This is a genomic window from Shewanella kaireitica, from assembly GCF_023284045.1.
GTDB lineage: Bacteria > Pseudomonadota > Gammaproteobacteria > Enterobacterales > Shewanellaceae > Shewanella > Shewanella kaireitica.
Map to the genome: position 1 here is coordinate 17,128 of NZ_JAKIKQ010000024.1, position 20,775 is coordinate 37,902.

At 44.2% G+C, this 20,775-nt stretch carries 19 protein-coding genes; 9 read left to right on the forward strand and 10 right to left on the reverse strand.

All coding sequences use genetic code 11. The annotated features are described in order from the left end of the window. Positions 1-17 precede the first annotated feature (17 nt). A complete protein-coding gene (gene serB, locus L2730_RS20340; protein ID WP_248976250.1) occupies positions 18-989 on the forward strand; it encodes a phosphoserine phosphatase SerB in 972 nt (323 codons plus the stop codon). Positions 990-1,235: 246 nt separating this feature from the next. After that, the gene (locus L2730_RS20345) at positions 1,236-2,144 is read left to right on the forward strand and encodes an alpha/beta fold hydrolase (RefSeq protein ID WP_248976251.1); all 909 of its coding nucleotides are present in this window, start codon (positions 1,236-1,238) and stop codon (positions 2,142-2,144) included. Here the strand turns inward: L2730_RS20345 and L2730_RS20350 are convergent. Beyond that, positions 2,141-2,749 (reverse strand): response regulator transcription factor, encoded by a 609-nt coding sequence (locus L2730_RS20350; protein ID WP_248976252.1) that lies wholly within the window; start codon positions 2,747-2,749, stop codon positions 2,141-2,143. The genes L2730_RS20345 and L2730_RS20350 overlap by 4 nt on opposite strands. A gap of 157 nt (positions 2,750-2,906) precedes the next feature. Here L2730_RS20350 and L2730_RS20355 point away from each other — a divergent pair, with 157 nt between their 5' ends. The 4 genes from L2730_RS20355 to nrfD all read left to right on the forward strand — a co-directional run bounded on the left by L2730_RS20355 (position 2,907) and on the right by nrfD (position 8,916). Beyond that, the gene (locus L2730_RS20355) at positions 2,907-4,691 is read left to right on the forward strand and encodes a sensor histidine kinase (RefSeq protein WP_248976253.1); all 1,785 of its coding nucleotides are present in this window, start codon (positions 2,907-2,909) and stop codon (positions 4,689-4,691) included. A gap of 419 nt (positions 4,692-5,110) precedes the next feature. Next, a complete protein-coding gene (phsA, locus tag L2730_RS20360; protein ID WP_248976254.1) occupies positions 5,111-7,387 on the forward strand; it encodes a thiosulfate reductase PhsA in 2,277 nt (758 codons plus the stop codon). 12 nt (positions 7,388-7,399) lie between these two features. After that, positions 7,400-7,972 (forward strand): 4Fe-4S dicluster domain-containing protein, encoded by a 573-nt coding sequence (locus L2730_RS20365; protein WP_248976255.1) that lies wholly within the window; start codon positions 7,400-7,402, stop codon positions 7,970-7,972. After that, complete coding sequence (gene nrfD / locus L2730_RS20370) at positions 7,969-8,916, forward strand: NrfD/PsrC family molybdoenzyme membrane anchor subunit (protein WP_248976256.1); 948 nt, start codon at positions 7,969-7,971, stop codon at positions 8,914-8,916. The genes L2730_RS20365 and nrfD overlap by 4 nt, the downstream gene beginning before the upstream one ends. Positions 8,917-8,976: 60 nt before the next feature. Here nrfD and L2730_RS20375 read toward each other — a convergent pair whose 3' ends face one another. Then, complete coding sequence (locus L2730_RS20375; protein ID WP_248976257.1) at positions 8,977-11,385, reverse strand: PilZ domain-containing protein; 2,409 nt, start codon at positions 11,383-11,385, stop codon at positions 8,977-8,979. 152 nt (positions 11,386-11,537) lie between these two features. Between L2730_RS20375 and radA the strand changes: the two genes are divergently transcribed. Continuing rightward, a complete protein-coding gene (gene radA / locus L2730_RS20380) occupies positions 11,538-12,911 on the forward strand; it encodes a DNA repair protein RadA (protein WP_248976258.1) in 1,374 nt (457 codons plus the stop codon). A 51-nt stretch (positions 12,912-12,962) separates the two neighbouring features. Here the strand turns inward: radA and L2730_RS20385 are convergent, their stop codons facing one another. From L2730_RS20385 to L2730_RS20395, 3 genes are all read right to left on the reverse strand, one after another. Beyond that, the gene (locus L2730_RS20385) at positions 12,963-13,334 is read right to left on the reverse strand and encodes a PilZ domain-containing protein (protein WP_248976259.1); all 372 of its coding nucleotides are present in this window, start codon (positions 13,332-13,334) and stop codon (positions 12,963-12,965) included. Positions 13,335-13,465: 131 nt separating this feature from the next. Continuing rightward, positions 13,466-14,011, reverse strand: coding sequence for a YgjV family protein (locus L2730_RS20390; protein WP_248976260.1), 546 nt, complete (start codon positions 14,009-14,011; stop codon positions 13,466-13,468). A gap of 144 nt (positions 14,012-14,155) precedes the next feature. Continuing rightward, positions 14,156-15,343 (reverse strand): BamA/TamA family outer membrane protein, encoded by a 1,188-nt coding sequence (locus tag L2730_RS20395; protein ID WP_248976261.1) that lies wholly within the window; start codon positions 15,341-15,343, stop codon positions 14,156-14,158. A 161-nt stretch (positions 15,344-15,504) separates the two neighbouring features. On the opposite strand from L2730_RS20395, the gene L2730_RS20400 reads away from it, so the two are divergent. Further along, the gene (locus tag L2730_RS20400; RefSeq protein ID WP_248976262.1) at positions 15,505-16,734 is read left to right on the forward strand and encodes a DEAD/DEAH box helicase; all 1,230 of its coding nucleotides are present in this window, start codon (positions 15,505-15,507) and stop codon (positions 16,732-16,734) included. A gap of 103 nt (positions 16,735-16,837) precedes the next feature. Here L2730_RS20400 and L2730_RS20405 read toward each other — a convergent pair whose 3' ends face one another. The 5 genes from L2730_RS20405 to L2730_RS20425 all read right to left on the reverse strand — a co-directional run bounded on the left by L2730_RS20405 (position 16,838) and on the right by L2730_RS20425 (position 20,180). Beyond that, complete coding sequence (locus L2730_RS20405) at positions 16,838-17,296, reverse strand: hypothetical protein (protein WP_248976263.1); 459 nt, start codon at positions 17,294-17,296, stop codon at positions 16,838-16,840. Between the two features lie 266 nt (positions 17,297-17,562). Beyond that, positions 17,563-18,024 carry a lipoprotein gene (locus L2730_RS20410; RefSeq protein ID WP_248976264.1) on the reverse strand — a complete coding sequence of 154 codons (462 nt, stop codon included), beginning with the start codon at positions 18,022-18,024 and terminating at the stop codon, positions 17,563-17,565. A 151-nt stretch (positions 18,025-18,175) separates the two neighbouring features. Continuing rightward, positions 18,176-19,333: a BamA/TamA family outer membrane protein gene (locus L2730_RS20415; protein WP_248976265.1), complete on the reverse strand. Its 1,158-nt coding sequence runs from the start codon at positions 19,331-19,333 to the stop codon at positions 18,176-18,178. A 50-nt stretch (positions 19,334-19,383) separates the two neighbouring features. Next, a complete protein-coding gene (locus L2730_RS20420; protein ID WP_248976266.1) occupies positions 19,384-19,737 on the reverse strand; it encodes a YMGG-like glycine zipper-containing protein in 354 nt (117 codons plus the stop codon). Positions 19,738-20,000: 263 nt separating this feature from the next. Further along, entirely contained in the window at positions 20,001-20,180 is a 180-nt protein-coding gene (locus tag L2730_RS20425; protein WP_248976267.1) for a hypothetical protein, read from the reverse strand. 385 nt (positions 20,181-20,565) lie between these two features. On the opposite strand from L2730_RS20425, the gene L2730_RS20430 reads away from it, so the two are divergent. Next, on the forward strand, positions 20,566-20,772 hold the full coding sequence (locus L2730_RS20430) for a hypothetical protein (protein ID WP_248976268.1): 207 nt from the start codon (positions 20,566-20,568) through the stop codon (positions 20,770-20,772). Positions 20,773-20,775: the final 3 nt, after the last annotated feature.

The following is a 20,775-nucleotide window of genomic DNA, read 5'->3' on the forward strand; positions in this document are numbered from 1 at the left end:
TTGGAGAAACATAACTAATGGAAAATTTGAGTCAATCTACTGTTTTTGAATGGTTAAACAGTGAAAGTAGCATGTCTTACCGCACTGGGGAACAAAGATTTTCTCGCCATGTCGAGACTCATTTTCCATCGACGTCACTGCGTTATCGGATCTTGTTTTCTGAAAATAGCAGTCATGCAGCTATAGAGGATTGGTTGCTGTGCAATACTGCTGAGTTAAGCCTTGCGCTCATTACCCGTAACAACGAGCTGAGTTGTATAGAGGTTTGCGCGGCTGAAGCGTTAAACTTTGCTGCTTTAAAGACCTTACCTAACGTAGAGGTACTCCAGATCAAAGCCGATGCTCCAGTGCTTAATCAACCGGGACTGTTAGTGATGGATATGGACTCGACTGCAATTGAGATTGAGTGTATCGATGAACTCGCTGAGATGGCGGGGGTTGGCGCAGCAGTCGCCGCAGTGACAGAGCAAGCGATGCAGGGTGAGCTTGATTTTGAAGAGAGCTTGCGTGCCAGAGTGGCAAAACTTAAAGATGCCGACGCTGACGTTATTCACCGTTTATGCAGCAAACTGCCGTTAATGCCAGGTTTGACCGAAATGATTGCCGAGTTAAAACAGTATCAATGGCGAACCGTCGTGGCTTCAGGTGGCTTTACTCCTTTTGTTAATCACCTTAAACAGTTGCTCGATTTAGATGCCGCTTTTGCTAATGAGTTAGATATTGCGGAAGGAAAGCTACTCGGCACGGTTTCTGGTCAGGTAGTTGATGCACAGTTTAAAGCTGATACTGTCGAAAGTTGCGCTAAGCAGTGGTCAATAGCAATGGGGCAACGTGTTGCTATTGGTGATGGTGCCAATGATATCCCAATGATTAATATTGCAGACTTTGGTATTGCTTACCATGCTAAACCCAAGCTTGCTGCGGTTGCAGACGTTAATATTGATAAGCTAAACCTTAAAGTGTTGCCCTATCTATTTCAGCTCAAATAGTCTGAAGTAGTCACGCTAGGTAAGCGCGCTCTGAACTAATCATCTATTGACCTATAAATTCACTTTTATGGGTCTTTTTATTTTTGTTTCAAATGTGTCTTATCTTGCTGTTCCACCTATCAGTTCCTTTGTCTTACTGTTTGAAACCTGCTGATTTTGTTGATGTTAGCATTAGCCTTAGAGTTATTACTCTTGTTTTTGTGTGGTTAACTCAGTAACTTAGGTTAAAAAATTGAGCATTACAGCGTGAAAACCCAACAGAAATCTCTCTTCGTGCCCTATAACCACGGCCACCTGCATTTAAGGCAATTATTGCCAGCTAACCCTGATATGAGTAAACCTCCGTTATTGATGCTGCATGGCGCAATGTCCAATGGGCGTGTTTTTTACAGTGAATCAGGTAAAGGGCTAGGCTGCTATTTGGCTGATGCTGGAGTGGTAGTCTATGTATTGGACACGCTTGGGCGAGGCCACAGTACACCGAAACTTGGCCGAGGATTTAGTGCCGGGCAAGGTGAAGTCATCAGAGAGCAATTGCCACTCATTCAACAGTACATTCTTTCTCTGCATCCAAAAGCTGATAGCGTGCATTGGTGTGGTCATTCATGGGGTGGCGTGTTGATGGCCAGCGCTATCGCTCGATATGACAATTTACAGCAAACGGTGGCTTCACTGGTGACCTTTGGCAGCAAACGTCGTATTGAAGTTAAGTCGCTGAGCAAGTGGTTGAAGGTCGATCTGTTCTGGAATCGACTTGCACCTTTTATAGCTTGGCAGCGTGGATATCTTCCTGCTGATAAGTTAAAGGTGGGGATGGATAATGAGTCTCAGGCTTCATTGCTGCAAAGTATCGACTGGGTTCGCGGCCATTGGATCGATCATGACGATGGCTTTAGTTACAGTCAGGCAGCAAAAAATGCAAAATGGCCTAAGTCTTGGTTTATTGCAGGGCAGGGCGATACCGTTTTAGGCAACCCTAGTGATGTACAGCGAATGATTAGCGAGTGTCAAATTCAACAGGTCGATTATACTTTACTCAGCCGTAAACATGGTTTTAAGCACGACTATGACCATGCTGGCATGTTGACCCATAAAGATGCAGTGCAAGATCATTTTCCGACAGTTCGCGATTGGTACCGTCAGTTCAATCACTAATCCTCGAGTTCAATCAAGGGGGCAAGCTTTAATAGTTCAGCTACATTTGCTGCCCCAAGCTTGTCCATCAACTTTGACCTGTGTACCTCAATGGTTCTAATTGCTACACAAAGTACGCTCGACATCTGTTTATTGGTATTGCCTGCAACAATGAGCTTAAAAATTTGTAATTCTCGTTCGGATAAACGCGTTATCAGCTGTTGTTCGGTAAATCGATTATATTTATTAACGCTGTTTTGCAGGCCTTTTGAGATAGATTGCGATAACACTTGGCCTTTAACGGGTTTTTGAAAGAAATCGAAAGCACCATTTTTAAAGGCATCCACAGCCATAGGCACATCACCGTGGCCGGTAAGAAAAATGACCGACAGTGGGCTATTCGCTTCACTAAGCAGCTGCTGGACTTGTGGTCCACTAAGGCCTGGCATACGGGCATCAAGGATCACGCAGCCCGGCTGGCTAAGATCAATGCTGGCTAGAAAATCATTGCCAGAGTTGAAACTTTTAATCTTGTAGCCAAATCCGTCCATAAGAAAAGTGATGGAATCAACGATAGCTTCATCATCATCGACAAGGTAGACAGGGCCGCCAATCAACGCTTGCATGGGTATTCCTCTTTCACTTTTATTAGGATCTAGTAGATAGATATCTCAGTTCCTCACTTAATGCGAACATATTTTTTACAAAGCATGAGACCCATCACGTTGGCTGTACATTAGCCTATCGTAAACTTGAGTCAGCGTTTAATTCGAGGCTAATCGAGTGTATCGGACCTTATTCTGTTTATTACTACTGTGTTGTACATCCAGTGTTTGGGGACAAACTCAATCACTCTATGTTGGCGTATTGTCTAACTGGGGCAACCAACAAGCTATTGAGCGTTGGCAACCTATGATGGAATATCTAAATGAGCAGGTACCGGGCACTGACTTTCATGTTTATCCGGGTAACTTTGAAGCGCTTAATCTGGCCATGGAGCTAGGACAGATCCAGTTTATTATTACTAACCCTGGCCAGTACCTCTACCTATCAAACCAGTATCCGCTATCTTGGCTAGCAACAATGCGCTCTGCACGTCATAACGGCGCCACGTCGGCTATAGGTTCAGCCATTATCGTTAAGGCGGAAAGTGACTATCGCACTCTCTATGAGCTTAAAGGCAAAGTGATTGCTGCAAGTGATCCGCACGCGCTCGGCGGTTATCAAGCAACGGTGGGCTTGATGCATAAATTGGGGATGGAGTCAGAAGATTACTTTAAAGAGGTTAAGTTCCTTGGTTTCCCACTCGATCCTCTTTTGTATCAAGTTCGAGACGGCAATGTTGATGCGGCGATCACGCCACTGTGTACCTTTGAAGATATGATAGCTCGCGGGCTTATCAATGAGGCTGACTATCGCATTCTTAATCCAAGTCGGCCCGATGGCTTTGATTGCCAGTGCAGCACTAATCTTTACCCAAATTGGTCTTTTGCGGCGAGTGAAAGTGTTGATATCGGCTTGAGTAAACAGATCACCCAAGCGTTAATGGAGCTGCCAACGGAACATCCCGCTGCAATTAAAGCGCAGCTTATGGGCTGGACATCGCCCATCAGTCAGCTAGCAGTTATTCAACTTTTTGGCGAACTTCATGTGCATGCTAGCGACGGTAGCCGTTGGGAAAGTGTCGAGAACTGGCTAAAAGATAATCGGCATTGGGGCATGTTCGCTATATTTGTATTTTTGGTCGCAACTATTTATCACCTATGGATTGAGTACCGTTTTCATCAGAAAAGTGAATCGTTAATTGCCACAGAAAGGCAACTTAAACAGCAAGCTATTGCGCTTGAAAAGCTGCAGAGTGCATCGATTATTGGCGAAATTGGTGCAGGCTTAGCCCATGAAATTAATCAGCCGATTGCCGCTATTACCAGTTATAGCGAAGGCGGTATTATGCGCTTAGAGGGAGAGCAAGCGCATGACAGCGCATCAATGATTGAACTATTGCAAAAGATCCACTGCCAGTCGACTCGAGCCGGAGAGGTGGTGCATCGGATCCGCAATCTGCTAAAACGGCGAGAATCGGTAATGAGTGACGTTAATATTCTCAGCTTAGTTGATGAGTGCATATCTTTGTTAAAATTGGAGTCACAGCGCAGAGACATCCAAATCACTAAACGTATTAAAGGCGAGCCTTTCTTCATTAGTGCAGATCGGGTTGGCTTACTGCAGGTACTCATCAATCTGACTAAAAATAGTATCGATGCCATCGCTGAGGCGCCAACTGTAACTGAGGGTAAAGTTGTTATCGAACTTGTTTTCAAAGAGTTTCAAGTTGACGTATTGGTTATCGATAACGGTCGTGGTTTGGTCCAGAGTGCGGACTCGGTGATGGCGACATTCTTTACCACTAAAGAGGATGGTTTAGGCTTAGGTTTAGCTATCTGTAATGAAGTGGTCAATGAACACGATGGCGCATTTTCTCTGAATGACCGTGATGACGGTCAATCAGGTTGTGTTGCAAAAATTAGCTTAAAAAAACGGGGTAGTGAGCGTAGCGTAGAAGTGTGATTAGCGTTTCTATTGCCTATCGCCAAGCCAGTATTTTTAAATTCCGCACTTGTCAAAGCCTGTTAAATATACAGGCTTCCTTTCCTCTACTCTCCCTGTATTTCAGTAACGGCTAAATTAGTTTTACAGCGCTTTTGGGGAAGGTTTTTCTTAAATTTATCGGAAGCTTATCGAAATGTGGTTTACCACAATAGACATATTATATCTGTTTATGTTGGACAAAAACTGAACTGTGAAACAACTCACAAAGCGTAATATGTAAATATTGAAATGTGGTTTACCACAATATTCAGCGTTTAATTCCTAGCAGACAATGGTGAAAAGTTTGGGGCTGCAGTGATTTTTGAGCTTAATAGCTAACTAAAGGTCACCCGCTTCCAACCAAGCACTGAGTTCCAATATCTACTGGGAGAATTATCATGAAACTAGATCGGCGAACCTTTATTAAAGGGGCTGGCGCAACGACAGCAGGCTGCGCACTGGCAAGCTTGCCAGGCTCGTTAGCCGCCTTTGGAGAATCCACATTGAAAGGCAGCGCTGAGTCCGTTGCCAGTATCTGTGAAATGTGTTCTACACGTTGTCCTATCTCGGCTCGAGTTGTCAATGGCAAGAACGTGTCGATATTGGGTAACGTAAACGCAAAATCCTATGGTGGTGCCGTTTGTGCTCGAGGTGGAGCGGGTCACAGTCAACTTTATGACAAGCAGCGCATAGTGAAACCATTGAAACGTATTGGTGATCGTGGTGAAGGTAAGTGGCAAGAGATTGAGTGGGATGAAGCCTATGCGACCATTGCTGAAAACCTTAATAAAATTAAAGCGCAGCATGGCGCCGAATCTGTTGCATTCTCTTCTAAATCGGGCTCTCTTTCTGGCCACCTTTTTCACTTTGCTAAAGCCTTTGGCAGCCCTAATACCTTTACCCATGCATCAACTTGTCCAGCGGGTTATGTGGTTGCTGCCAAAGCCATGTTTGGCGGTAAAATTAAGCGTGATTTGAGCAATTCTAAGTACATCATTAACTTTGGGCATAACCTCTATGAAGGCATCAATATGTCTGAAACCAGAGGCATGATGAATGCACAAATGGAGAAGGGCGCTAAGCTGGTGGTTTTTGAGCCACGCTTTTCGATTGTGGCAGATAAAGCTGATGAGTGGTATGCCATTAAGCCCGGTACTGATGTTGCAGTGGCACTCGCCATTTGTCATACGCTTATTGAAGATGACCTGTACGACAAAGCCTTTGTCGCTGAATTTGTCTCAGGGTTCGCTGAGTTTGCCAAAGAAGTTAAAGCTTATACGCCTGAATGGGCAGAATCTATCAGTGATGTACCTGCAGAAGATATTCGCCGCATTACCCACGAGTATGCAGCAGCAGCCCCACATGCATTAGTTGATTTTGGTCACCGATCTTCATTTACAACCGAAGAGTTTGAAATGCGCCGAGCGCTGTATGCTGCCAACGTGCTAGTGGGTAATATTGAGCGAAAAGGTGGATTGTACTTCGGTAAGAAAGCCTCTAAATACAATAAATTTGCTGGAGAGAATGTCGCGCCTACGTTAGCAAAACCCGGCGTGAAAGATATGCCGAAAATTGATGCTAAACGCATCGACATGGTTGACGAGCAATACTCACTACTGTGGTCATCAGGCGGGATCTACCAAACCATTCTAGACTCCACACTCGATGCCAAGCCTTATCAGCTCCACGGCTGGGTAATGAGCCGCACTAATCCAATGCAGACCATGACTGACAGAGCAAGGATCGTTAAAACGATGCAAAAGCTCGACTTTGTGGTCGCTTGCGATATCTACATTAGCGAAAGTGCAGCTTACGCCGATATCTTCCTGCCTGAGTCAACTTACCTTGAGCGTGATGAAGAGATTGTCGATAAGTCGGGTAAGAATCCTGCTTATTACGTACGCCAGAAAGTGGTGGAAACCATTGGTAATACCAAACCAAGCTGGCTGATTTGGAAAGAGCTCGCCGATAAGTTAGGCCAAGGGCAATTCTTCCCGTGGCAGAACATGGAAACACTGCAGCTATTTCAAGTTGATAAGAATACGCCGCTACTAAACAAGATAAAAAGTGATGGTTGGGTTAGCTATGGTAAGCCGTTATTGCTACGTGAACCTGCAATGGTTAAAGCGTTCAGCGCGAGTTACCCCAATGCCAAACCATTGGATGAAGATGGCACCTATGCCAGTCAGTTAAGCTTCAAAACGCCGTCGGGTAAAATTGAACTGAGTTCGAACAAAGTCGAAAAGATGGCGCCGGGACGCGGCGTAATCCGCTACCGCGAAGTGAATATGAAAAAAGCCGATGAGCTATTTTTTATTCAGGGAAAAGTGGCGGTACATACCAATGCCGCAACGCAAAATGTGCCCATGCTCGCCAACTTGATGTCTGACAATGCTGTGTGGATCCACCCTATTACAGCAGGACTTTTAAGTATCTCCAGCGGTGATGCAATTCGTATCTACAACGATACAGGCAGTGAAGAGGGGCATGCCTTGGTTACGCCAGGTATACGCCCAGATACCGTGTTTGCCTACATGGGTTGTGGCTCTAAAAACAAAGAGCTAGCGCGTGCAACAGGTAAAGGTGTGCATTGCGGTAACTTACTTCCCCACGTTACGTCTCCGGTGACAGGTATGAACCTGCATACCACCGGCGTCAAAATTGCCAAGATTTAATCGGAGACCATTATGACTAAACGTTATGTTCTTGTGCACGATGAAAACAAGTGCATCGGTTGCCAAGCCTGCAACGTAGCTTGCCGCAGCGAAAACAATGTACCAGAGTCGGTGACCCGCATACAGGTGCGCATCGAAGGGCCTTATGGCAACTTCCCCCACTTACATTTTAAGTACAATCGGGTTTCTTGTGAGCAGTGCGAAAACGCGCCTTGTGTCAAGGTTTGCCCGACTGGGGCGGCCTATGTCAATGATGATGGCATTGTTTCTATCAATGAAGGTAAATGTGTCGGCTGCCTCTACTGTGTTGCAGCGTGTCCTTACAAAGTGCGCTTTATTAATCCTGAAACGCGGGTGCCAGACAAATGCGATTTCTGTAAAGAGAGCCGCTTAGCACGAGGCGAACAGCCTGCTTGTGTCAGTGTTTGTCCAACGAGTGCGCTCACATTTGGTGACGCCAACGATTTGAATTCTGAAGTACGTAAGGTGTTAGATACCAAACAGAACTACCAGCAAAAGGTGAACCTTGGCACAGAGCCGAGAGTTTATCGAATTCCAAGTCGTCGAGGGGGGATCAAAGCATGAACAATATTTGGGGCTCTATGGAGCAATATGATCCTGTCGTTTGGAACTGGATCATCGCGGTTTACCTATTCATGGCGGGATTGTCCGCAGGCTCAATGCTGGTGGCAATAGGGCTTAAGTGGTACAAAAATAATCGCGGTTTACCCACCGAAGGTCTGCCAGTGATTAAGGCCGCTGCGGTAATAGGTCCAGTGGCCATCTGTTTAGGAATGGCGCTGCTGGTACTTGATTTAACTAAACCGTTTGAGTTTTATCATATCTTGCTTAACTACAATTTGAGCTCAGTAATGGCTTGGGGAGTAATAGCCTTACTGGTTTATATTCCATTAGTGTTTGTATTTGCGGGGTTAGTGTTCGAAAGGCAAGTTCTGCACTATGCGCCTTGGCTTGCTGGAGTATTAAAGGTATGTCGTCAACTTGAGGGTAGCCTTAACAAGCTTATTTTTGCGCTCGCTTTAGGTGTTGGAGTTTACACCGGCTTCCTATTATCGGCGATGATTAGTTACCCTATCCTAAACACCGCGGTACTACCGGCGCTGTTTTTAGCGTCAGCAATGTCGGTCGGCTCAGCGGGTAATATACTCGTTGCGACACTGTTCTTTAGTAAGAAAGAGTCTGATTGCATTGAGCAGGTGCACCGCATTGAGTATCCCGTGGCGTTTAACGAAGCGCTTTGTCTAGTGTTGTTGTTCGTCGGACTTAACTTCTCCGGTCCAGCTGCACAAGCAGCTACAGCGGCAATTACCACAGGTGCTTGGGCCAGTGTGTTCTGGATTGGCGTGGTTGGTTTAGGGCTTGTTGTCCCTGTACTGGCAAGTACCTTAGCGCCAAAGGCATGGCGTCATACTAAAGGCTTTTTAATCACGGTCTCCTGTAGCACCATTTTAGGAGTGCTAGCACTACGCCACTTTGTTGTGTATGCCGGACAAAGTTATATTAGTTAATTGCTAATGAGCACCAAAAAGGCAGTGCTAGTGAATACTAGGGCTGCCTTTTCTATCGTTTTATCGAGGTTCTGTATACGGCTCAAGTTCTGGAAAACGCAGTATGACCTCGCGAGTCACATCGAGTAGCTCTCCAACACCGATAATTCGCCATAGTTGTTCCTCTAGCTTTTTCCCTTTGTGCTGTGCATGGATCTTTATATATTCTCGTTCTCTACGGATATAGTCTAGATCCGGCTTTCCTACTGCACCTCGATAAATACGTAATGCTAAAAACTCACCGAGGCGGCTACTTTGCTCGATAAACTGTTGTAAGTGGGCGCTATCCTTAATATCTGAATCAGCAATACAGCGAACGTTAATCTTTCCTTGCGAGTGCTGCGATATTTGCAGATAAACTTCGTAAAAAGATAGGCCGTTTTGTGGCTTCATGGTGCGAATCGGGGTCACAATATCGCGTTTTAGCTTGTCATCTTGAAACAATGGCGCTAAATCGTATTCCAATAAGTTATTGGTATTAGAGGCGAAGATATTGGCGATATGATTTTGTTCTTTGCCTACTCCGATGGTCGAGACGTAAGCTGATTTCAATGTTTTTTCTAGATAAAAAGGCACAGATACCAGCTTTCGGATTAATATGTTTTTCATACCATCGGCAAGCTCTTTTACCTCATGATTGTTCTCTGTGAGCTTATCGAATTTATCTTTATTGTGCTCGATTAAACGATTGAGAAATTCAACGCCAATATGCGGGGTATGTCCTATCTGCGCGGCAAGGTGCAATGTTACACCGTTCTTTCTTGTACGTATAAGACGGTAGGGCAGATGTTGTAAAGAGGTTTTCCCTGCGATGGTTTGTAATTTCGGGAAGCTAACCGCAATAGGAGCTGTAGGGCTAAATTCAACCGTGGTTTCAGTGGTAAGTTGCATCCCTTTACTGGAGATATCTTGAGTCAATGCGGTGGCACTGAGGTTTCCTTGAGTTAATAAAACTGGGGTTTTAAATGCAAAGCGCGCTTCATTACGACGTTCGCTGAACTGCATCGAGACCTGCTTCAAATTATGTTTTTTAAGTTTTTTCTGACCAAAAACTTTAAGTTCATTGGCGCTGTTGTTGTTCAACTTCTTCCAAGTTTGATACTGCTCGTTTGCGGCATCATTAGTGACGTCGATCAATTGAACCACATGAGTAAATGCCGCCAGTTGCGTCTCGGTTAATGCGCTATAGCTAGCATCATCCCCAGGTAATAAACTCGCGCGATAAGATTGTTGGTGATCGATGGTTTGCCGAGCAACATGGAAAACACGCCAACTAGGCTTGGTCGCACCAAAGCTTAAAAACAGCGCCTGTAACTGTTTTTCTTTCAATTCAGCCAAGGTTGCCGAGTAATAAAACTTGCAGCCTTTTGCCTGAAAGGTGAAGCAAAAAATCTGGCAGTGAGGGCTGTTATCATCAGAGTTAATGATGGCATTTAAGCGGGATGGAGTGAGCAGTGCATTTATCTGACTGACACCTGACTCATCTTTAAAATACTGTGAAATAGCCTGATTGTCTCGGCCCAAAAAAAGATGGGTTGGCAGATATTGAAGCCCAGCATCACCTTGGCCCTTGTACTCAATAAAGAGAGCAAGGTGCGGTAGATGAGGTAGATAATGACGTTCGAAACCTAAACCTTTGGCGGTGACCAGCACATCATTGACATCAACTTTATATCGGAACTTAAACCCTCTTATAAGCTTACCCAACATTTCGGCCAAAGCTTCACTACCTGAAATTCGTTTTAACCTCAGCCAGTTGTATTCATCGTTGCCCTCGATATCGACAATTTCGTATTCAACCCCTTGTTGAAGATCTCGGTGATAATAGTCATCACTTAGCTCTAGCAGTTTGATTCTAATTGGCTGCTTAGCATTGAGGTTTTGCTTCGCTGGCAGGCGAATTCGCGCGCCACCGACCGATAAGTCTACCGTAATCCCCATGTATTGTTGCATCGCTTGGGATACTTCAATTTTCATGCTGTAGTTCATGCGCTCTTCACTACGCGCAAAGTAGTTACCCAGTACTACACCTTCAGCGACGAACGGCGTTGGCGTATTGTCACCACTGTTTGCACTACTTCGGGACTTTAGTATTCGCGCTTTATGGCCGGCGATGACTTGCTCGTAAACGCCAAGGGTATATTGTTCTCTATATAGCGCTAACGCTTCTTGAAAACTCGCTTTCGCTGGTGGGTCAATAAAGTGAGTTTGTGCGCCAAACTCAAAGGTTTCGCAGTTGAGGTCGGTTTTGTTACGTAGGTCGATAACTCGAGTGCAGCTAGCGGCTAACCTGTTGAGTTCCATTTTAAGCAAAAAACGGGTGGAGTTTGACTCTTCAGCAGTGAGCTGTTCAAACAACTCCTGGAAATCAGGTTCCATGAGTAAGGGTTTTAGCTGTTCAATTAGCGCATTATGCAGATCTAAACTCATCAAATACTTCTTTTTGGATGCTTATTGGACCAATGGCTGATAGGCTCACAGGTAAGTTTTTATAATTATTTCCAGTACTATCTTCCTTGTACTCATAGTTATCGGCTTAAAGTGCCGATACTTTATCGACTTTATACTACCTAGAAAGAATCATGGCAAAGAATAAAACAGCGTACGTATGTAATGAATGTGGTCAAGACTTTCCTCGCTGGCAGGGCCAGTGCAGCGCTTGCCAAGAGTGGAACACCATTAGTGAACTTAAGATCTCTACCATTAAACCGAAAACAGCAACCAGTGCTGGTTACGCTGGCGCTGTAGGTGGTGGTTCAAAAAAGCTCACTGAGATTGAAGAGGTCGAGGCACAAAAAAGACTGACTGGCATCGGTGAGTTAGATAGGGTTTTGTGTGGTGGTTTAACCACAGGCTCGGTCAATATTATCTCGGGTGATCCTGGCGCAGGTAAAACGACCTTGTTGTCTGATCTCGTTGCGCGTATGTCACAGTTAATGCCGTCTCTATACTGTACTGCAGAGGAATCTCTGTCGCAGTTTAAAAACCGCGTTAATCGATTAAAGCTTAATTGCAACGAAGACAATCTTTATCTAATGGCTGAGACCAGCGTAGAGGCTATTATTGCAGAGCTTGAAGCCAAACAGGTAAAATTTGCAGTTATTGATTCTATTCAAGCGGTTGTCACAGATATGGCGAATGGCAGTCCTGGTTCGCCATCGCAAGTTAAAGGCAGTGCTCAAGCGCTGACGCAATACTGTAAGCAAAACAATGTCACCATGTTCTTGGTGGCGCATGTGAATAAAAACAACGAAACGGCGGGCCCACAAACTCTTATTCATATCGTTGATTGTCTCACCCATATTGAGTGCAATGATGGTCAGGTACGTACGCTTAGAGCAAATAAAAACCGTTTTGGTGATGTGGATACCGTTGGTATATTTCGCATGACAGAGCGCGGTATGTTGAGTGTTGATAATCCCAGTGAAATATTTCTCTCTGGTTCGAGCACTGAATCTCCAGGAGCCGCGATCACCTGTATTCGTAAAGGTAATCGCAATCTGCTACTTGAGATCCAATGTTTGACCACTGAAACCGAGGGCGAATTTCCACAGCGGGTATGTGTTGGTCTTAATATGAATCGTATTAAGATGTTAACCGGTATTTTACGCAAACATACCAAGACGAAAATCTTCCACGATACCTACTTTAATTTGGTGGGAGGCTTAAAGATTGATGAGTCTGAAACCTGTATCGATCTGGCCTTAGTGACAGCGTTACTGAGTAGTCTTAATGATTTTGTGGTGCCAAGAACCACCTGCATCATGGGCGAGTTAAGTCTTAATGGCGATGTAAGGCCAATCGATAGCGGCGTGCCTAGAGTGAAAGAAGCGGTGCAGCACGGCTTTACTGAAATCTATATTCCCTTTAGGAATTATCATAAATCGATGGAAGGGTTAGGCGCTAAAGTCCATGCGATTAAAACTGTCCATGAACTTATTGAGCTGATTAACTAATGACAAAAGTTAGCGATAACTATTGAGCCGCTAGCAGGCCCTGGTAGTGAGTTATTTTTCAGGGCTGTGCATATCAATAAATAGCGTCAACTCTCGGTTAAGTAGTGTTGGATCGCCAACATTAAGTTCAACCAGTCGTCTTAAATGGCTAATACTTTCAACATCAATATGCTGACAAGCTAAGCCCAGTTGATTATCTTTTTGATGCACCAGTTCGGTTTCCATCTGAACCTGAATATCAGAGTCTGGGATGGTAAAGCTCAACTGTAGTTGCTCTGTATCGGGGGCAAATTGCGCGGGAGTTTCTACGAGCGCACCATTGAGGCTGATATCGAGCAATGTTGTTTGCCAGACGGCTTCTTGGCAGCGAAGTTGTGCTGGATTGGAAAATAAAACCCTTGAAAACTGTCGGCGTTCATTCATATTGCTTTCCTTGTCTAGCGATCCCTTTATCAACTTCAGTGCATTACATTTTCGTCGCTATAGTAATTTAATGAAGAACTTGAGTAAAATATTCTGCAGATATTAAAATTAATTTAACTGTAAAGTTCTACTTAAGCTGTGCTATCTAGTGCGTAAGACTGCTGCTTTACGGCTGGCAATCCCTTAAGGATAATCGCAATTGTGATTAGCTGATAAGCGATACCCGACCATGAAAGCAGGTGAACTGATAGCATTAGGTTAAGTATGTTACTCAATAGCATGGCGTAGCGTAATCTCAACGAGCTGCAATAAAACAGGGCGTAGCTCATTAAAACTGCGGCAGCAACTGCGCACCATTCAGACCAATGCTCAGCCCAAATAAAGCCTTGTATTAAAGCTAACGCTGAAAACAGCAACGGCAACAATGTTATCCGCCAACCACTGCGTGCTTTTTCGCTTCTACAGCTGCCAAATCGACCAATATTAAGCAGTTGGTTCATCATGCCTAAGGTACTGCCAAGCAGCCCCAAGTGAACCGCTGTTAAGCTAGATGCTAACAGGTTGCCTGAGACAAGTTTAGCATCGCATGACTGAGCATTTGCCCACCAACCGATAGCCATAGACACAAAGCCTATCGCTTGAACCCAAAATAACGCTTGATGAGATAACTCGAACACAGAACGACCAACAATAACGACATAATTAAACCGGCTGCTATTGTCGTTTTTTTAATCATCTGTACCGTGATCTAGTCGTCACTTTAGTGTTTGCTTTATTATGCTTTGCTGTAGTTTGTGACTCAGATCTTGTTTTGCTAGGAATTAAAACCCGGTGCCAACATTTACGTACCAAGCAACATCTTCAGGCCCCTTCGCGACATCAATACCCATATGCAGGCCGTAACGCCTGGCAATGGTGTATCTAAAGCCGACTCCATAGGCATTTTGTTCATCGCTATCCCACATTGAACTGCCCGAGTCTCCAGCCACACCACTGCCTAAAAAGGAGAGTAACATCCAACGCGGAGTGACTTTCCACATAAGTTGTATCTCCGCCGAGCCAACGTTTTCGCCCTGATAGCGATTTTTAGGGATACCACGAAGATCGATATAGGGATAGGCAAAAACTGGCAGGCGATCATCGCTTGTAACAGATTGATATCGGGCTTTTAATCCAAAAGTCAGGTTCTTCGATAGTGCCCAATAGTTGATACCTTCAACATTCAGCGTTTGGTAATCATAATCACTGCCTAGGCTTTCACTAAACCAGTCATATTCAAAAGTGTAATTATAGCCGCTGGTGGGCAGAAAAAAGTTGTTGAGGCTGTCATATTCGATAATAGCGCCGAGCGCCGACACTTTAGGTGAAGTGTTTAATAACCCAGTGAGTCTATCAATGAGTTCAGGTGGAACAGCGCTATTTTCATGCCGATTTGTCATATCAACACTAAGGAATTTTTGTGATACACCGACAAAGAATGCACTGCCAGGAATACGATACTGGAATTTCTGTAATAACCCATAACCTTGCAAGTTAAGATCGAGGGAGAGAGCATCAGCAAAATCGTTTTGACTGTAATAGCTCATATTGATATCGCCATAGCCGCCACCGACCAAGTAACGAATGCTGTCTTTACCCCATGTTTGTCGATGTCCAGCAAAGCCCATTTTTGTACCATTATCTGTGGCACCGACTCCGACCACCGATATGCCCGGTGTGAGTAGCTGCGCACCGCCATCAATAGAATGGGTAGCGACCTCCTTTCGTTTGTCTCTTTGGGCGTCAGTCTCATGCAGGAATAACCCCATCACCGCTAGACCGTTGCCTACTGATGGTTCGGTGATAATGCTAGGAACAGGCAGAAAGCCGTAGGCATTTTCTGCTAGATATTCCCCTGCATCAAAGTAGCCATCAATGGGGTCAAAAAAATCAATTGCGCTGGCACTGCTTGAGAACAAGCTGGAGGCTGCAATGGTTAAGCTGAGCGCAATCTTGTTATTATTTATCACGTTATTCGATCCTTCATAAACGAACTTTGAGTATAGTCCTTGAAACTTAGTATTTTCAAATAGGTCAGCAATGACTGAATGCTCGAGTTAGCCAATAAACAAGCCAGCTGTTTTCTGCTACCATGCGCGCAAGTTCTATAGCGATATTTAGGTACATGCAGGTGTCTTTTTCATCTTTATCATTAAGTGACGAGTTACTAAGCCTTATAAAGCAAAAAGGTTATAACGAGCCTACACCGATCCAAACTGCTGCCATACCGGCTATTTTAAGTGGTAAAGATTTAATGGCGAGCGCTCAAACGGGCACCGGTAAAACCGCGGCTTTTACCCTACCAATACTGCAAAAGTTGGCGATGCAGTCTGCTGGTAAAGAGGCTGATAGCATTCGTGCTTTAATCTTAGTACCGACTCGTGAACTTGCTGTACAAGTGAATAAAAGTGTCACTGAGTACGGGGTTAATACCGCGCTTAAAAGTGTGGTTATTTATGGTGGCGTAAGCATTGATGCTCAGGCAAGTTCGCTGGCTGCAGGCGCCGATATAGTGGTTGCTACCCCAGGTAGGTTACTGGATCATCTGCGCCGTGGTTCATTGTCATTGATGGCGATTGAAACTTTAGTTTTTGATGAAGCTGATAGAATGTTGGACATGGGGTTTATGGATGAAATCAATGCCATTCTAAAGCAGCTACCAACGGAGCGACAAACTTTACTGTTTTCGGCGACCTTTTCAGATGCTATTTACCGCTTAAGTAAAAAGCTACTCAGCAAACCTGAACGCATTGAAGTTGATAAGGCCAATAGCGCTGCAGACAGTGTCGAGCAAATAGTTTATGCGGTAGATAGTGATCGTAAGGCTGCGCTAATTAGTCATCTCATTAACAAGTATGACTGGCAACAAGTACTTATTTTTAGCCGTAAAAAACAAACCGCCGATACTATTACCAATAAGTTAGTGGCAGCAGGCGTTACTGCTAAAGCCTTCCATGGCGATTTAAGTCAAGGCGCGAGAGAGCAAGTTCTCAATGATTTTAAGGCGGGTAATATTAAATCGTTAGTGGCAACGGATGTGGCGGCGCGGGGACTTGATATTGTTGAGCTCAATTATGTGGTTAACTATGAGATCCCATTTGTTGCTGAAGACTATATCCATCGTATAGGGCGCACGGGCAGGGCTGGTTGCAAAGGTAAAGCCATTACACTCTACAGTGAGGATGATGCTCGCTTGCTCGAAGAGCTAGAGTCCTTGCTGGATAAACGTTTACCGCAGCAATGGTTACCTGGTTTTGAGCCAGATTTAACCAAAATGGACGTGCAGCCGCGTAAAAATGGAAAAGCAGCGCAAAGGCAACGTGCTAAAAAGCGAGCTTTGGGCTCAAAGGGGAAGCGTTAACCTATTATAAACGCTGCTTGTTTAAATAGGCGCTGCATTGCGATGACTGCTTTTAGCTTATATGTTTAATATGCTTTCAGCGCTTTTACTGATTAAAGCTTAACTACTTTATTAGCAACTGGGTATTGCGTTGATGTAACAGCTTATCCGTCCTAATTATTGAACGATTTTTTGCTATTAGTGTTTTAATATTCATAGCCTCATGGTTCTGGTTGATGCTGACGGAGACCCTATCGCCTTGTTTAAGGTCACCTGCATAATGGTCTAGTTCCATACTGACAATTTTACCGTCATCAAGCCGAACAGTCACTTCAGATACCTTTTGGAGTGTTAATTCATTAATTGGGTCTTTAGTGATTGCACCGAGGAGCCAGCCAGGTGAAGCAACATTTCGATCGGCAACCATTAGTCTTGCCAACTCATTATTAGCAACTGCTTGCTCATCACTAGGCTGAGTTATTTTGTTTGTGAGTATTTCTCCCTGAACTTCTTGAAAGGCGTCTTTACTAGAGCAACCAACGATGAACAGAGAGAGTAATAGGCTAGTGACTGTTATTTTCATTCTGTATTTTTATTAAGGACTAGAAGATAATTATTATCTATAGAATATAGAGAGAGTTACAATTAGTTAGTATTCGTTTTTTTAGTAGATAGCGAGGGACTTGAGATGAGGAGATTATTGTCAAAAGCAGCTAGTTAAATTGCAACTAGATGTATAGCAAAATAAAAAAGCGTAGCGACCTGGGAGTGTAGTCACTACGCTGCGAAACTATTATCAGTCTCTAAATTTTGTATTGTTGAATCTTGCAGGGTTAACTTGAGTACTGACTATTTAGCTAGCTGAGCTGTATCGTGTTGATGCAAGCCTTTTTCTGATGTTTTAGCTGCATGATTGCTAACCGTTAGCGGCTTAATATCAATTGGCTTTCCATACTTGTTGATGCTTACGTCCACCTTGTCACCCTGTTTAAACGCTTCGGTATAGATGTCGAGTTTAACGCTGACGACTTGACCATTATCAAGACGGATAACCAGTTCAGAAACTTGACCTAAAGTCGCTTCCTCAATCACATGCCCCACTAGCCCGCCGATGATCCAACTCGATAGCCTAGTGTCACTGTCAGATGCGGCAAGTCCAGCTAATTGACCTACTGCCGCTCCACCACCTTCATTATCAGCTTTAGTCATCTGGTTTGCTAAAATTTCCCCTTTGGTTACCCGAGCAACATCGTTGTTGGCACAGCCAGTTAATGCCAGTGTAAAAAGTAGTGCCGTTAATATCTTGTTCATTGCGTTTTCTCGTCATCATTGTTGTGTATGGAGCTAGTATGTACTTACTTTTTGATAGGTTACAGTTAGTAAGTATCTGCTAATCGAATGCATTGTTGGTTGGGCAATAAAAAAGGAGCCTTAGGGCTCCTTTGGTGTCATTAAGTATTCGCTACCATGCGCCACCGAATTGTAGGTACACAGTCCACTCTTCAGGGCCTTTAGCGATATCAATTCCAGTTCTTAACCCCAGCTGACGAGCAACTAGATACCTAAAGCCAGCACCTTGTGCATTTTGCCACTTAGCTTGATTAAAGCTTTGGTCGTTATTGACTGCTTTGCCTGTGCCTGCAAAACCTAAAACAGTCCAGCGGTCGTCTATGTCATAGCTGACCTCTACTTCAGCGAGTGCGGTATTATCTGCTTGGTAACGCATTGCTGCCATGCCGCGCATATCAATAAAAGGTTTAGCATAAAAAGGTGCACCGTCTGTTGTTGATTTAGCATCAAGGCGCATGGCGACTCCCCACTTAGGCGCTACTCGGTGATAGCTCTGAACAAATGCGTGGTAATCTTGATAATCAAAATCTCCGCCGACACCTTTGCCATGCATATTAGCCTTCACACCAGCTTTGGTGCCTTTTCTGGGGGCAAACTGATTGTCTCGACTGTCATAGGTGAGTTTGAGCCCTAAATGAGCGTCTGTACTATCTAATGCCAGGGGGTCAATACCTGGCAGCATAGAAGAGAGGTCAAAAGATGCCTCTGAACTCATATTGACGTAATCGGCACCTATGAAGAAATTACTACTGCCGATCCTAAAGTCGATATCTTGGAAGAAATATAAGCCTTTAATGTTGAACTTATTGGCTTGATCTGAGCCCTCCTGGTAGTACTGTAGGTTGAAGTCAGCGCCGAATATACCGCCCAAGTAACGGATATTGTCGTTCTTCCAATTACCTGAATGGAACACTCCTGCGAGCGAGCTTCCATTGCTAGTGGCTGCACCGACTACACCCGTAACGCTTGGTGGGATCTCAGAGACTTGTTCGGGGTTCTGTTCACGGATAGCTTTCTGCTCCTCCGTTTCATGAAAAAACAGCAAGGCTGCGCCGCCACCAGTACCTACAGCTGGCTCTGTAATAATCAGTGGAATAGGCATAAAGCCAGCTGAGTTATCCAAAATCCATTGACTAGCGTCTATACGCCCATCTATTGGATCTTTAAAGCCATCCATAAAGCTTGCTGATGCAATGTTAGGCAGCATTAACAGTGATAATGCGCCTACCAAGGCCGTTTTTACGGCCGGTTTATTGTTGCTAGTTTTCATGTTCACTCCCCCAAGGATTGCGCGCTGCGTTAAAACAGCGCGCGACAAAACTAATAATCGCTAAAGATGATGTCGTCGGCGATGGCGTCTTCTACTGCCATATCATCGAGTTCATCTATGATTAAACCGTCTTCCAGATCTTGCATGTCACGGTTACAGCGATCTCGCCTGATTTCGCCTTCAATTAGGCCGTCAATCGCTCCGACTGCAGCGCCAATTTGCGCTCCACGTTTAGCGCCCTCTCTGCCGTCGGCAATAGCGCCTAACCCTGTGCCAATCAAGCCGCCCTCTAGTGCACCGCCGACAACATTGCCTAAGGTATCGTCGCAGTAATCAGCAAGTGAGCTTGTGGCTACACAGCTGAGGCTCAGGGTTGCCGTGATCAATAGATGTTTAAGTTTCATAGTGTTACCTCGTCGTAATAGTGTGATTAACTTGAAGGACATTTTATTTGAATATATTCAATACTAAGAGTTAGTTTGTATCGTCAAATCGAATGGGTTGTTTGAGCTTGAATAACAGCGAAGATCTCACTGTTCGGCATAGGCATTTTTCGGCCTGGTCACAGTGGCTTTCTAACTAGGAGGGCGGAAATGGTAGAGAGTGGATCTAGCCCAAGCTAGACCAACTCTATGGTTTAGGGGTAAAGAGAATTACTTTTAGGTCGTTACAACATCAGCTCTGCTGAAGTGATTTTAAAGCTTTGCAGATCTTCCTTTATAGCACGGGCAATTACTTGTCTTTTGGCACCTTGTAGCGTGGTGTCCTTAATGATGACTTTGTCTGTAAAGCGCTTAGTTGTTGCTCCTAATTGGTGATAAAACGAGTAACGGATTAGATAGGTCATAGGTTTCCTAAACTAAAGTGAATTGATTCCCTTTTATAATTTGCGTTTAAAGAGAGGTTTTATCCTTATCCTTGATATTTGTTAATAGCAGTTCAGAATGCTGTGATAGTTGGTTTAATATCATCAACTTCATTACTTACTTAGCTGATTTAACTGATCTTGGATAAGATTTGCCGTTATTTTATAGGAGTATATTGAATAGTAGTTGTTAGTTATTATATGCATAGCGAATAGATTGTAATGGTGAAGAAGAGCGTATAAATATGAGAGATATGTCTTTTTAATGCTAAGCTAGCCACTACCTATTCGAAATGGTTGTACAAAGTCATTAACCCTATAGTTAATTTAGTTGGAAAATAGCCGAAAATTAATTTTGGAGGCTAGCATGCCAATTCAATTGTTAGATAAGTTATTCACTCATAAAGCTGATGGTCTGAATAGTACCGAAGCTCAAGCAGATGTTTCTTTTCTGGATAAAGGAGTGACTCTGGTTTCTACCGTTGCACTAATCGCTCTATTTGTTGCTTATGAAACCTTATTAGATGAACACTTACATATTCAAGTGTTACTTGAAAACCTGTTGAGGTTGTAATTG